General features: G+C 64.8%; 11 protein-coding genes. 7 read left to right on the plus strand and 4 right to left on the minus strand.

The window, feature by feature from the left end:
* Positions 1 to 150 precede the first annotated feature (150 nt).
* Both B3M58_RS20550 and B3M58_RS20555 read left to right on the plus strand, forming a co-directional pair.
* A complete protein-coding gene (locus B3M58_RS20550) occupies positions 151 to 1740 on the plus strand; it encodes a methyl-accepting chemotaxis protein (RefSeq protein WP_296222047.1) in 1590 nt (529 codons plus the stop codon).
* Positions 1741 to 1848: 108 nt separating this feature from the next.
* The gene (locus B3M58_RS20555; RefSeq protein ID WP_296222049.1) at positions 1849 to 2298 is read left to right on the plus strand and encodes a c-type cytochrome; all 450 of its coding nucleotides are present in this window, start codon (positions 1849 to 1851) and stop codon (positions 2296 to 2298) included.
* Positions 2299 to 2308: 10 nt separating this feature from the next.
* On the opposite strand, the gene B3M58_RS20560 is transcribed toward B3M58_RS20555, so the two are convergent.
* The 4 genes from B3M58_RS20560 to B3M58_RS20575 form a co-directional block, all read right to left on the minus strand.
* Complete coding sequence (locus B3M58_RS20560; RefSeq protein ID WP_296222052.1) at positions 2309 to 2707, minus strand: DUF1090 domain-containing protein; 399 nt, start codon at positions 2705 to 2707, stop codon at positions 2309 to 2311.
* A 329-nt stretch (positions 2708 to 3036) separates the two neighbouring features.
* Positions 3037 to 4719: an NAD-dependent DNA ligase LigB gene (gene ligB / locus B3M58_RS20565; RefSeq protein WP_414704116.1), complete on the minus strand. Its 1683-nt coding sequence runs from the start codon at positions 4717 to 4719 to the stop codon at positions 3037 to 3039.
* A gap of 120 nt (positions 4720 to 4839) precedes the next feature.
* Positions 4840 to 6030 (minus strand): methionine adenosyltransferase, encoded by a 1191-nt coding sequence (gene metK, locus B3M58_RS20570; RefSeq protein ID WP_296222056.1) that lies wholly within the window; start codon positions 6028 to 6030, stop codon positions 4840 to 4842.
* A gap of 17 nt (positions 6031 to 6047) precedes the next feature.
* Positions 6048 to 7061 (minus strand): ArsR/SmtB family transcription factor, encoded by a 1014-nt coding sequence (locus tag B3M58_RS20575; protein ID WP_296222057.1) that lies wholly within the window; start codon positions 7059 to 7061, stop codon positions 6048 to 6050.
* Between the two features lie 222 nt (positions 7062 to 7283).
* Here B3M58_RS20575 and tkt point away from each other — a divergent pair, with 222 nt between their 5' ends.
* The 5 genes from tkt (at position 7284) to fba (ending at position 13142) form a co-directional block, all read left to right on the plus strand.
* Entirely contained in the window at positions 7284 to 9281 is a 1998-nt protein-coding gene (tkt, locus tag B3M58_RS20580) for a transketolase (protein WP_296222059.1), read from the plus strand.
* Between the two features lie 114 nt (positions 9282 to 9395).
* The gene (gene epd, locus B3M58_RS20585) at positions 9396 to 10451 is read left to right on the plus strand and encodes an erythrose-4-phosphate dehydrogenase (protein ID WP_296222060.1); all 1056 of its coding nucleotides are present in this window, start codon (positions 9396 to 9398) and stop codon (positions 10449 to 10451) included.
* Positions 10452 to 10456: 5 nt separating this feature from the next.
* Complete coding sequence (locus B3M58_RS20590; protein ID WP_296222062.1) at positions 10457 to 11620, plus strand: phosphoglycerate kinase; 1164 nt, start codon at positions 10457 to 10459, stop codon at positions 11618 to 11620.
* Positions 11621 to 11646: 26 nt separating this feature from the next.
* Positions 11647 to 11967, plus strand: a complete 321-nt coding sequence (locus B3M58_RS20595) for an MliC family protein (RefSeq protein ID WP_296222063.1) — start codon at positions 11647 to 11649, stop codon at positions 11965 to 11967.
* A 110-nt stretch (positions 11968 to 12077) separates the two neighbouring features.
* The gene (fba, locus tag B3M58_RS20600; RefSeq protein ID WP_296222065.1) at positions 12078 to 13142 is read left to right on the plus strand and encodes a class II fructose-bisphosphate aldolase; all 1065 of its coding nucleotides are present in this window, start codon (positions 12078 to 12080) and stop codon (positions 13140 to 13142) included.
* Positions 13143 to 13270: the final 128 nt, after the last annotated feature.

Raw genomic sequence — 13270 nt, forward strand, 5'->3', positions numbered from 1 at the left:
GAAAGCGTTTGTGACCGGCCGGTCATTGCCCCGTTGTGGTGCATTTTGCGGGGCGAAGGCGGCCCACAGGCGCCTTGGGCCTGGCCGTGTTTTTGCTTGGGCCTGGGCATTTGGCGGGGATTTCCCGCCTAGCCTGCCCAGGAGCCTGCCATGTCCGCCACCCTGTTTTTCGACCGCCTGCTGCGCACCGTCGGTCTGCGTACCCTGAATCAGCAGTTCCTGTTTTCTTACGCGCTGATGTTCGTCCTCGCGGTCACCGCTTCGGTGGCGCTGTACCTGAGCATGTCGGTGTCGCCGGAGACCATCAGCGTCGCTGGCGCGCAGCGCATGCTCAGCCAGAAGATGACCAAGGAAGCCCTGCTGCTGCGCGAGCAGGTGATCGCCCGTGGCGCCCTCGACGCGACCATGGCGCAATTCGACCAGGCCCATCGCGACCTGCTCGGCGGCAACTCGGCGCGCAATATCAGCGCCATCCAGGCTGCGGATATCCAGGCGCAGATGGCTCAGGTCGGCCACCTCTGGCAACGCTTTCGCGCCCAGCTGGAGCGTCTGGCGAATGGCGATGCGAGGGTCGAGCTGGCCGGCCTGGAGCAGCAGTCGAGCGAGCTGCTGCGCGAGACCAACAAGGCGGTCGGATTGATGGCCGCGCATGCCGAGCGCATGCAGCGTACGCAGATGTGGCTGGCCTTTGCCTGTGTGCTGGGCATCCTGCTGCTGGTGGTGCTTGGCCGCCAGTTCGGCCTGCGTCCGCTGATGGGTAACCTGCAGGCGGTGCAGGGCGCGCTGACCCGCGTTGGCGCTGGCGACTTTACCCAGGCGCTGGCTGGGCAGCACCAGGACAACGAGATCGGCCGCATCTTCAGCGGCTACAACCGCATGCAGGAGCAAGTGCGCAGCCTGCTCGCCGAGGTCAAGGAAACCGGTGGGCGTACCGGCCGGCATGTCGACGAGGTGGTGGCGGCGGCGCAGGCGGCGGGCGGCGGCGTACGGCGCCAGCACGAAGACCTCGACCAGGTGGCCACGGCGATGAACGAAATGAGCGCGACGGTGGCCGAGGTGGCGCGGCATGCCGCCCACGCCGCGGAGTCGGCGCGCGGGGCAGACGCATTCGCGCAAACCGGACAGAGCGCGGTGCGCCGCAGCGCCGAGCTGGTGGCGGCGCTGTCCGCGCAGTTGCAGCGCAGTGGCGATCAGGTGCAGCGCCTGGAGCACGAGACGGCCGGGGTCGGCAAGGTGCTGGAGGTGATCACCGGGATCGCCGAGCAGACCAACCTGCTGGCGTTGAACGCGGCCATCGAAGCGGCACGGGCCGGCGAGGCCGGGCGCGGATTCGCCGTGGTCGCCGACGAAGTGCGCACCCTGGCCAGCCGCACCCAGCAGTCGACCGGGGAAATCCAGGCGATCATCCAGCGCTTGCAGGGCGGCGCCCGCGAGGCCGTGTCGGCCATGCAGCAGAGCGCCACGCTGGCCCACGACAATCTGGCGCATATCCAGGAGGCCACCGAGGTGCTGGCCAGCATCGTCGGCGCGGTGGACAGCATCAACGCCATGAACGCGCAGATCGCCACTGCCGCCGAGGAGCAATGCCAGGTGGCGCAGGATATCGACCAGCGCGTGACGCATATTTCCAGCCTGGCCGAGCAGACCCATGGCGACGCGGAAACGGTGATGCAGGCCAGTGCGCAGATCCAGGGCGAGGTGCAGCAACTCAATCACCACCTCGGCCGCTTCCGCACCTGAGTGCGGCGCGTCACCGGTCGCGTCGGACATGTTTGCTCATGCTCGGCGCTTGGCCTCGGCCGGCGGAGTGAGGATACTGGCGGCCTTTTTCAGCGTGCCCTGAGACCGATGAAACCTACACGCCTTGCCCTCGCCGCCTTTGCCTGCCTGACCCTTGCCGCTTGCGGCGGGGTCGACCCGAACTCGCCGATGGGCCAGCGCCAGGCGATTTTCAAACAGATGCTCAACACCAGCGAAGACCTCGGCGGCATGCTGCGCGGGCGGCTGGCATTCAGCGCGCCGCGCTTCGTCGCCGGCTCTGCCGAGTTGGATCAGCTGTCGCGCACGCCGTGGCAACACTTTCCGCAAATCAAGGATGAGGGCGACAGCCGCGCCAAGGACGATGTTTGGCAACGTCAGTTGCGGTTCCAGGAGCTGGCACGCGAGCTGGAAGGCGCCACCGCCGCGCTGGTCGTGGCGAGCGCCGCGAGCCCGCTGCACAGCGCCGAGCTGGTGGCGCCCATGCAGCGGGTAGAAAACAGCTGCAAGGCTTGCCACGAAGAGTTTCGCGCCTACTGAGCACGCGTGATCAGCGGTTCAACTGATCTTCGGCCTGCTTCAGCTCTTCACGCGCCTCGGCCAGTTTGGCCTGGCGCGTGGCGATCTTCTCGGCATCGCCTTTGGCCATGGCTTCGCGCAGGTCGACCTCGCGCTCGCTGACTTCCTGTGCGGCGCCGCGCACCTGCTCTTGCCGCTCCTGGCGCAGCGACTCATCGCTGCAATTCGCGACTACCTCACTCAGGGCTTTTTCCAGGCCGGCTTGCTGGCGGCTGTTGCCGTGCTGGCGGGCTTCTTCGAGCTGTACGTTGATGGCTTGGCGTTTGGCCGCGCAGCCGGTCAGCGGGGTATCGGCTTGTGCGGCGAATGTCGCGCTGCCGAGCAAGGCGCTGGCGAGCGCCAGGCCGGTAAAGATCGATTGCTGGACCATAGGTCACTCCATTGAGAGAGGGAAACACTGATTTGGACGCGCTAAAGCTTACTGTCTTAGCGGTCCATAGGTGGGCTTTTTGATCTTCCAGTCAGGTATTTAGCAGGCCGTTGAAAAACTACCTGTGTTGCCGATACGGCGTTAAAAACAGGCTCAGAATGCTCATTTACAGCACGTAAACTGCGCTTGATTCGCTGCGCTCACCCTGCGGGCCAGCCATTGGCTGTTACTCCGCTACGCTGCGTTTCTCGCCTGTTTTTGTCGGGGGCGCGTAGCCTTGTCTCGGCTGCCTCGCCTACGTTTTTCAACGGACTGTTAGTGGTGTCTGTTCAGAAACCATCGATCTGCGCGGCGTGTAGCTGAGCGCTCAAGGCCTGTACTTCCGGGTGTTGGAAAAACGCGTGCAATTGCGCCGCCCGGCTCGGGCCGATGCCCGCTTCGTCTTGCCAGTCCTGCACGCTGCGTTGCGCCAGCTCGGCCCAGGAGTCGGCGAGCGCCGCGCCGCCGGTTGGCGGTAGGCCGAGCGCGCGTAGCCAGTCGCCGAAGGGACGTTGCCGGGCCAGGGCGAAACTCTGCCTCAGCGCGGCCGCGCTACGCGAGCCGAAACCGGGAATGTCGCGCAGTTGGGCTTCGGACAGATTCAACCAGTCGAGCAGGTTGTCGAGCTGTTGCGCCGCGAGCAGTTTGTCCCAGGTGCCGGGGCCGACGCCGGGCAGGGCCAGCCCGTCGTTACTGCTAAGCCAGGCCAGGCGTGCGCGAAATTGGCTGGTGCAGGCGGGCGTTGCGCGCCAGCAGCTCAGCGAGTGGTACTCGCTGGCGTGCGGCGTCGGCAATTCGCTGCGCTCGTGGGTGCGCCAGACCACGCTGTCGAGTTTCGGAATGGTCAACCCGGCGAGGCGGATGGCGACTTGATCGCCTGGGCGAATATCCAAGGCCTGCCAGCGTTGCAGCGAGCCGACGCTGACGTATTGAATGCGGCGGTCGTCGAGCATGACCGGTTGCAAGCGCAACACCGGGGTGATGCGGCCGCTGCGGCCGATCTTGAAATCCACCGCCTGGACCACCGCCAGCGCCTGACTGGCCGGGTATTTCCAGGCCGCCGCCCAGTGCGGTGGCTCGGCCTGCCAGCGCTCGGCGGCCGGTCGCGTGCCCTGGCGCAACACCACGCCATCGCTGGCAAAGGGCAACGGCTCGCGGTACCAGCGCTCGCGCCAGGCGCTGGCCTCGGCGACGTGCGTGATCGGCTGGCTGAAGCGCAGGCTGTCGCTAAAGCCAAGCGCGTCGAGTTGGCGTAAACGTTCCGGCATCTCGGCCGGGCCGTCCGGCCAGTCCCAGACGAACAGGCCGATGCCGGCGGCTTGCGGGGCCTCAAGGGCCTGGCGGGCCATCAGTCCGGCAACCGTGCTGCGCGCGCCGCCGCCGCCGGAGACGGCTTGCACGTGTGCGTCCAAGCGCCAATAGAGTTCGCCTTGCAGGGTCAGGTCGCGTTGGCTGGCGAGGGTCTGCGGGATGGCCGAAAGGCGTCGGGCGTTGTGCGTCCAGTCCTGACCGCGCTGTCCGTCGCCGCGGCTGATGGCCTGGTGCAGGCGACCCTTACGGTAGACCAGGGTGACCGCCACGCCGTCGACCTTGGGTTGAATCCACAGGTCGTGGCGCGGTTTGATCCAGCCTTTGACCGCCGCGCTGTCCGCCAGCTTGCGCAGCCCGGTTTGCGCCACCGGGTGCGCTACGCCGCCGGCGCTGCTGGCCAGTGGGTCAGGCGCTGCGCTGGGGCTTTCGGCAAAGCACTGACGCCACTGCTCCAGGCGTGCGCGGGCTTGGTCGTAGAGTTCATCGGCGACCAGCGACACACCTTGGCGGTGGTAGGCGTCGTCCCAGCTGGCGAGTTGCCCGGAGAGGGCGGCGATTTCCGTCGCGGCGCGTGGCGCCGGCCAGTCGGGGCAGGGTGCTGCCCAGGCATCGAGGGTGAGCGGGAAGAGCAGTGGCGCGAGCCAGCGTTGCATGCGGAGCATCCTTGCTCGGGAAATAACGCCTAGAGCCTAGTCGCTGGATTGGACTTTAGCCCGCCAATCGGTGAAGTCCACCACGCAAAAGCCCCGCACTTGGCGGGGCTTTTGTGGTGGCGGCGAAGCTTACAGACCGGCGGCGGCGCGCAGGTCGGCGACCTTGTCGGTCTTTTCCCAGGTGAAGGTGGTGAAGGTGTCGTCGCCGACAGTCTTCTGCTCCGGGGTGCGGCCGAAGTGGCCGTAGGCCGCGGTTTCCTGGTACATCGGGTGCAACAGGTCGAGCATCTTGGTGATGGCGTACGGGCGCAGGTCGAATACCTCGCGCACCAGCTGGATGATCTTGTCTTCGGCGATCTTGTGGGTGCCGAAGGTGTTGATCGAGATCGAGGTCGGTTGAGCCACGCCGATGGCGTAGGAGACCTGGATTTCGCAGCGCTCGGCCAGGCCGGCGGCAACGATGTTCTTGGCTACGTAACGGCCGGCGTAGGCAGCCGAACGGTCAACCTTGGAGGGGTCCTTGCCGGAGAACGCGCCGCCGCCGTGACGGGCCATGCCGCCGTAGGAGTCGACGATGATCTTGCGCCCGGTCAGGCCGCAGTCGCCCACCGGGCCACCGATGACGAAGTTACCGGTCGGGTTGATGTGGAACTGCGTGCCTTTGTGCAGCAGTTCGGCCGGCAGGGCGTGCTTGATGATCAGCTCCATCACGCCTTCGCGCAGGTCGGCCAGCGACACTTCCGGGTTGTGCTGAGTGGACAGCACCACGGCGTCGATGCCGACCACCTTGCCGTTTTCATACTGGCAGGTGACCTGGCTCTTGGCATCGGGGCGCAGCCAGGTCAGCAGACCGGACTTGCGCGCTTCGGCCTGGCGCTGCACCAGAGCGTGGGAGAAACGGATCGGTGCGGGCATCAACACGTCGGTTTCGTTGCTGGCGTAGCCGAACATCAGGCCCTGGTCGCCGGCACCCTGGTCTTCCGGCTTGGCGCGGTCGACACCCTGGTTGATGTCCGGAGACTGCTTGCCAATGATGTTCATCACGCCGCAGGTGGCGCCGTCGAAGCCGACGTCGGAGCTGGTGTAGCCGATGTCACAGATCACGTCGCGGACGATCTGTTCCAGGTCGACCCAGGCGCTGGTGGTGACTTCGCCGGCGACGATGGCCACGCCGGTCTTGACCAGGGTTTCCACGGCCACACGGGCGTGTTTGTCCTGGGCGATGATGGCGTCCAGCACTGCATCGGAAATCTGGTCGGCGATCTTGTCCGGATGGCCTTCGGACACGGATTCGGAGGTGAAGAGAGAATATTCGCTCATCTATCGGTTTTCCTGTTTTACCGGTGGGTGAGAGTGGCCCGCAGGCCGCTGTGTTCATCTGGCTTGGCAAAGTGCCGCACCTGAATCTGGAAACCATTACGTAAACCGACGTACTGGCTTTCGCCAGACGCCAGGCCCGCGGCGACGGCCCAGCGGGCCAGGTCGTCCTGTTCAAACCCCAGCCAGAGATCGCCACAGGCCTGCCTGGCCCAACTCTGGTTGTGGCTGCACAACTCGGTGATCACCAGGCTGCCACCGGGTTTGACCCGCAGCGCTAGGTGTTTCAGGGCCTCGGCCGGGGCGGCGAAATGGTGCAGGACCATGTTCAGCACCACGCAGTCGGCGGCCGGGTAGTCGTCGTTCAAGGCATCGGCAAGGTGCAGGGCGACGTTGCCCAGGCCTTCCTGCTCGCAGCGCATGCGCGCCAGTTCGAGCATCGCCGGGCTGTTGTCCAGCGCCGTGACCCGATGGAAGCGCCGTGCCAGGTCTGGCAGGAAGCCACCGTCGCCGGGGCCGACTTCCAGTGCCGTGGCCTGGGTGGCGAAGCCCTGCGCATCGAGCAGGGCCAGTACGCTGTCGCGGTACTGCGGCAGCCCGGCGATCAGGTCCTGCTGGGCCTGGAAGCTCGCGGCGCTGCGGGCGAAGAAATCCTGGCTGGTCGCGGCGCGTTGCTGGTGCACCTCGGCAATCCGTGCCTGCACGTCCGCCGGCAGGTGCAGCGCATCGATCTCATCGAGCAACGCGGCATGCAGGGTGCCGCCGAGCAACTCGCCCTGGGCCAGCGCGCGGCGATAGAAGATCGCATTGCCTTCGCGGCGCGTCGCCACCAGGCCCGCCTGGGCCAGCACCTTGAGGTGGTGGCTCATGCCCGACTGGCCGATGGCGAAAATCTGCGCCAACTCCAGCACGCCGAACGAGTCGTTGGCCAGCGCGCGCAGCACGGTCAGGCGCAGCGGATCACCGCCGGCCTTGCACAGGGCGGCCAACTCGTCGGCTGGCTCAAAACGCAACTGGGGCACGCGCATATTCATAGGGGGCGCAGTCTAGTCGGTCATTTTTCATACAGCAACAGCAATATCAAAAAGTTTTGATATTGCTGTTGCTGGGCGATGAACGAGTCGTGCATGTCGATCGATTGCCCAGAAAACATTGGCCCTGCGACCATCTGTCATTGCCCCGACAGGCTCCGCTGGGCGAAAATGGCCGCCTTTTTCGACCCCCAGTTGCCCAAGCAGCCCGTAGGAGATTCAGTGATGCCCAGCCGTCGTGAGCGAGCCAATGCCATTCGTGCCCTGAGCATGGATGCCGTGCAGAAAGCCAACAGCGGCCACCCGGGTGCCCCGATGGGCATGGCGGACATCGCCGAAGTGCTGTGGCGCGACTACCTCAAGCACAACCCGAGCAACCCGAGCTTCGCCGACCGTGACCGCTTCGTGCTGTCCAACGGCCACGGCTCGATGCTGATCTACTCGCTGCTGCACCTGACCGGCTACGACCTCGGCATCGAAGACCTCAAGCAGTTCCGCCAGCTGCACAGCCGCACCCCGGGCCACCCGGAATACGGCTACACCCCGGGCGTCGAGACCACCACCGGCCCACTGGGCCAGGGCATCGCCAACGCCGTGGGTTTTGCCCTCGCCGAGAAAGTGCTGGGCGCGCAGTTCAACCGCGACGGCCACCAGATCGTTGACCACTTCACCTACGCCTTCCTCGGCGACGGTTGCATGATGGAAGGCATCAGCCATGAAGTCTGCTCGCTGGCCGGCACCCTGGGTCTGGGCAAGCTGATCGCCTTCTACGACGACAACGGCATCTCCATCGATGGCGAAGTCGAAGGCTGGTTCACCGATGACACGCCGAAGCGCTTCGAAGCCTACGGCTGGCAGGTGATCCGCAATGTCGACGGCCACGATGCCGACGAAATCAAGATCGCCATCGACACCGCGCGCAAGAGCGCGCAGCCGACCCTGATCTGCTGCAAGACCACCATCGGCTTCGGTTCGCCGAACAAGCAGGGCAAGGAAGAGTGCCACGGCGCGCCGCTGGGCAATGACGAAATCGCCCTGACCCGCGCCACCCTGGGCTGGAACCACGGCCCGTTCGAAATTCCGGCCGATATCTACGCCGAGTGGGACGCCAAGCAAGCTGGTGCCGCCGCCGAAGCTGCCTGGAACGACAAGTTCGCTGCCTACGCCGCCGCCTACCCGGAGCTGGCCAGCGAGTTCAAACGCCGTGTCGCCGGTGAGCTGCCCGCCGATTTCGCTGCCAAAGCCGCCGCCTATATTCAGGAAGTGGCCGAGAAGGGCGAAACCATCGCCAGCCGCAAGGCCAGCCAGAATGCCCTGAACGCCTTCGGCCCACTGCTGCCGGAATTCCTCGGTGGTTCGGCGGACCTCGCCGGTTCCAACCTGACCCTGTGGAAAGGCTGCAAGGGCGTCTCCGCCGAAGATGCTTCCGGCAACTATATGTTCTACGGCGTGCGCGAGTTCGGCATGAGCGCGATCATGAACGGCGTGGCCCTGCACGGCGGCTTCGTGCCGTACGGCGCGACCTTCCTGATCTTTATGGAATACGCGCGCAACGCCGTGCGCATGGCCTCGCTGATGAAGCAGCGCGTGCTGTTCGTGTTTACCCACGACTCCATCGGTCTCGGCGAAGACGGCCCGACCCACCAGCCGATCGAGCAACTGGCCAGCCTGCGTGGCACGCCGAACCTCGACACCTGGCGCCCCTGCGACGCCGTGGAATCGGCGGTGGCCTGGAAGCACGCCATCGAGCGCGCCGACGGCCCGTCCGCGCTGATCTTCAGCCGGCAGAACCTGCCGCACCAGTCGCGTAGCGCTCAGCAGTTGGCCGATGTCGCCCGCGGCGGCTATGTATTGAAGGACTGCGCCGGCGAGCCGGAGCTGATTCTGATCGCCACCGGTTCGGAAATTGGCCTGGCCATGCAGGCTGCCGCCAAGCTGGACGAGCAGGGCCGCAAGGTGCGCGTGGTGTCGATGCCGTCGACCAGCGTGTTCGATCAGCAGGACGCCGGCTACAAACAGGCCGTGCTGCCGGTACAAGTGGGTGCGCGGATCGCCATCGAAGCCTCGCATGCTGACTACTGGTACAAGTACGTTGGTCTGGAAGGTCGCATCATCGGCATGACCACCTTCGGTGAGTCGGCCCCGGCCCCGGCGCTGTTCGAGGAGTTCGGCTTTACCGTCGAGAACATCCTGGAAACCGCCGCCGAGCTGCTGGACGCCTGACTCCGTAGGATGGTGTTGAGCGAAGCGATACCCATCAATCGGCTGTGATGGGTATCGCAAAGCTCAGGCTACGCGCCCCGCCCCATCCTACGATCGTTCCCCATCGAGATCGCCATGTCCAAGCGTCCCTATCGAATCGCCCTCAACGGCTACGGCCGTATCGGCCGCTGCGTGCTGCGTGCGTTGCATGAGCGCGGTGCCGGGGCGCAGCTGGAAATCGTTGCGCTGAACGACCTGGCCGACCAGGCCAGCATCGAATACCTGACCCGCTTCGACTCCACCCACGGGCGTTTTCCCGGCGAGGTGAAGGTCGACGGCGATTGCCTGCATATCAATGGCGACTGCGTGCAGGTGCTGCGCCAGGCGACGCCGGAAGGCGTCGATTGGGCCGCGCTGGATATCGACCTGCTGCTCGAATGCTCTGGCCAATACACCAGTCGCGCCGATGCGCAGCGCTTTATCGATGCTGGCGCGCCACGCCTGCTGTTGTCGCAACCGATGGCCAGCGAGGCGGATATCGACGCCACGGTGGTCTACGGGGTCAATCAGGATTGCCTGAGCGGCCGCGAGCAGCTGGTGTCGAACGCCTCCTGCACCACCAACTGCGGTGTGCCGTTGCTCAAACTGCTGAATGAAGCGGTGGGCCTGGAGTACGTCTCCATCACCACCATCCACTCGGCGATGAACGACCAGCCGGTGATCGACGCCTATCACCACGAAGACCTGCGCCGTACGCGCTCGGCCTTTCAGTCGGTAATTCCGGTGTCCACCGGTCTGGCTCGCGGCATCGAACGCCTGCTGCCGGAACTCAGCGGGCGCATCCAGGCCAAAGCTATTCGCGTGCCGACGGTGAATGTCTCCTGCCTGGATATCTGCCTGCTGACGTCCCGCGATACCAGTGCCGAAGAGATCAACGCGGTGTTGCGTCAGGCGGCCGAGAGTGGCCCGCTAAAAGGCCTGCTGGCCTACACCGAGCTGCCGCACGCCAGCTGCGACTTCAACCACGACCCGCATTCGGCCATTGTCGACGGCAGCCAGACCCGCGTGTCCGGCCCGCGTCTGGTCAATCTGCTGGCCTGGTTCGACAACGAGTGGGGCTTTGCCAACCGTATGCTCGATGTCGCCGAACATTTCCTTTCCCTGACTAATCCTGTTTCCGCGAAGGACTGATTGCCATGACCGTTCTGAAGATGACCGACCTCGACCTCGCCGGTAAGCGCGTGCTGATCCGCGAAGACCTCAACGTGCCGGTAAAAGACGGCGTGGTGAAGAGCGACGCGCGCATCCTCGCCTCCCTGCCGACCATCAAACTGGCCCTGGAGAAGGGCGCGGCGGTGATGGTCTGCTCGCACCTGGGGCGCCCGACTGAAGGCGAGTTCAGCGAAGAGAACAGCCTCAAGCCAGTCGCCGACTACCTGAGCAAGGCCCTGGGTCGCGATGTACCGCTGGTGGCAGATTATCTGAACGGTGTCGAGCTCAAGGCCGGCGAGATCGTGCTGTTCGAGAACGTGCGCTTCAACAAGGGCGAGAAGAAGAACAGCGACGAGCTGGCTCAGCAGTACGCTGCGCTGTGCGACGTATTCGTCATGGACGCCTTCGGCACCGCCCACCGCGCCGAGGGCTCGACCCATGGCGTGGCCAAGTTCGCCAAGGTTGCCGCTGCCGGCCCTCTGCTGGCCGCCGAACTGGATGCCTTGGGCAAGGCGCTGGGTAACCCGGCCAAGCCGATGGCGGCGATTGTTGCCGGCTCCAAGGTGTCGACCAAGCTCGACGTGCTCAACAGCCTAAGCCAGATCTGCGATCAACTGATCGTCGGCGGTGGTATTGCCAACACCTTCCTGGCTGCCGCCGGCTACCCGGTTGGCAAGTCGCTGTACGAAGCCGACCTGGTTGATACCGCCAAAGCCATCGCGGCCAAGGTCAGCGTGCCGTTGCCGGTCGACGTAGTGGTGGCCAAGGCCTTCGCCGAAGACGCCGAAGCCACCGTCAAGCTGGTCGCCGATGTGGCTGAAGACGACATGATTCTGGATATCGGCCCGCAGACTGCCACGCAGTTCGCCGAGCTGCTGAAATCCTCCAAGACCATTCTGTGGAACGGCCCGGTTGGCGTGTTCGAATTCGACCAGTTTGGCAACGGCACCCAGGTGCTGGCTCAGGCCATCGCCGAAAGCCCGGCGTTCTCCATCGCGGGCGGTGGCGACACCCTGGCGGCCATCGACAAATACGGCGTTGGCGCGCAGATCAGCTATATCTCCACCGGCGGCGGCGCGTTCCTCGAGTTCGTCGAGGGCAAGGTGCTGCCGGCCGTGGAAGTATTGGAACAGCGCGCCAAGGCGTGAACAGCCTGATCAGGGAGCGAGCCTCGATGTTGAAACGGACTACGCTGATGGCGCTGTTGAGTCTGCTTGGCGCTTGCGCCAGCCAGCCGCCAGCGTCGGATAACTGGACGCGCTGGGTCTGCGACAGCCAGACCGAAGTGCTCTGGCGTTTCGCCGACAGCAGCCGTGAGTCCATCGATGTGCGCCTGGGCGGCGGCGATATCGTCTATCGCCTGAGCCAGGAGCCCGCTGGCTCGGGTGCGCTGTACAGCGACGGTATGCTGTCCTTTCACAGCAAGGGCGAAGAAGGGCTGGTCTACTGGACGGCTAACGATGACCTGATCGGCCGTGGTTGCAAGGTACCCTGACAACGACTTGAATGCAGGCCAGGTTCACCCCCGGTCTGAATGACTTGAATAGCGCCTGCCCCTGCGGCAGGCTTGCACGATTAACGAGCCCCACCGGGAGAAAGAACACCATGGCACTTATCAGCATGCGCCAGATGCTCGACCACGCCGCCGAATTCGGCTACGGCGTGCCGGCCTTCAACGTCAACAACCTCGAGCAAATGCGCGCGATCATGGAAGCGGCCGACAAGACCGACTCTCCGGTGATCGTCCAGGCTTCCGCCGGTGCGCGCAAATACGCTGGCGCGCCGTTCCTGCGCCACCTGATCCTGGCCGCCATCGAAGAATTCCCGCATATCCCGGTGTGCATGCACCAGGACCACGGCACCAGCCCTGACGTCTGCCAGCGCTCGATTCAACTGGGCTTCAGCTCGGTGATGATGGACGGCTCGCTGAAAGAAGACGGCAAGACCCCGGCCGACTACGACTACAACGTCGCTGTCACCCAGCAGACCGTGGCGTTTGCCCACGCCTGCGGTGTGTCGGTTGAAGGTGAGCTGGGTTGCCTGGGCAGCCTGGAAACCGGCATGGCCGGCGAAGAAGACGGCGTTGGTGCCGAAGGCGTGCTCGATCACAGCCAGATGCTCACCGACCCGGAAGAAGCCGCTGACTTCGTCAAACGCACCCAGGTCGATGCCCTGGCCATCGCCATCGGCACCAGTCACGGCGCGTACAAGTTCACCAAGCCGCCAACCGGTGACATCCTCGCCATCGACCGTATCAAGGAAATCCACAAGCGCATCCCCAATACTCACCTGGTGATGCACGGATCGAGCTCGGTACCGCAAGAGTGGCTGGCGATCATCAACCAGTACGGCGGCGACATCAAAGAAACCTACGGCGTGCCGGTCGAGGAAATCGTCGAAGGCATCAAGTACGGCGTGCGCAAGGTCAATATCGACACCGACCTGCGTCTGGCCTCCACCGGTGCCATGCGTCGTCTGATGGCCACCAACCCGAGCGAGTTCGACCCGCGCAAATTCTTCGGTGCCACCGTCACCGCCATGCGCGATATCTGCATCGCCCGTTACGAAGCCTTCGGCACCGCCGGCAACGCCTCGAAGATCAAGCCGATCTCCCTGGAAGGCATGTTCCAGCGTTATGCCAAGGGTGAGCTGGCCGCCAAGGTCAACTAAGTCGTAGGCGAGAATATTCAGCCCACCGCCCGGTGGGCTGAAGCCCAACTTACCCATGTGCTGTGCCCATTGCGGGTCGCATAAGGCGCTGTACCGCAGCAACAGTTAGCCGGTACAGAGCCTTTGTT

This window comes from Pseudomonas sp. UBA2684 (genome assembly GCA_002354655.1).
In the GTDB taxonomy this organism is placed as follows: Bacteria; Pseudomonadota; Gammaproteobacteria; order Pseudomonadales; family Pseudomonadaceae; genus Aquipseudomonas.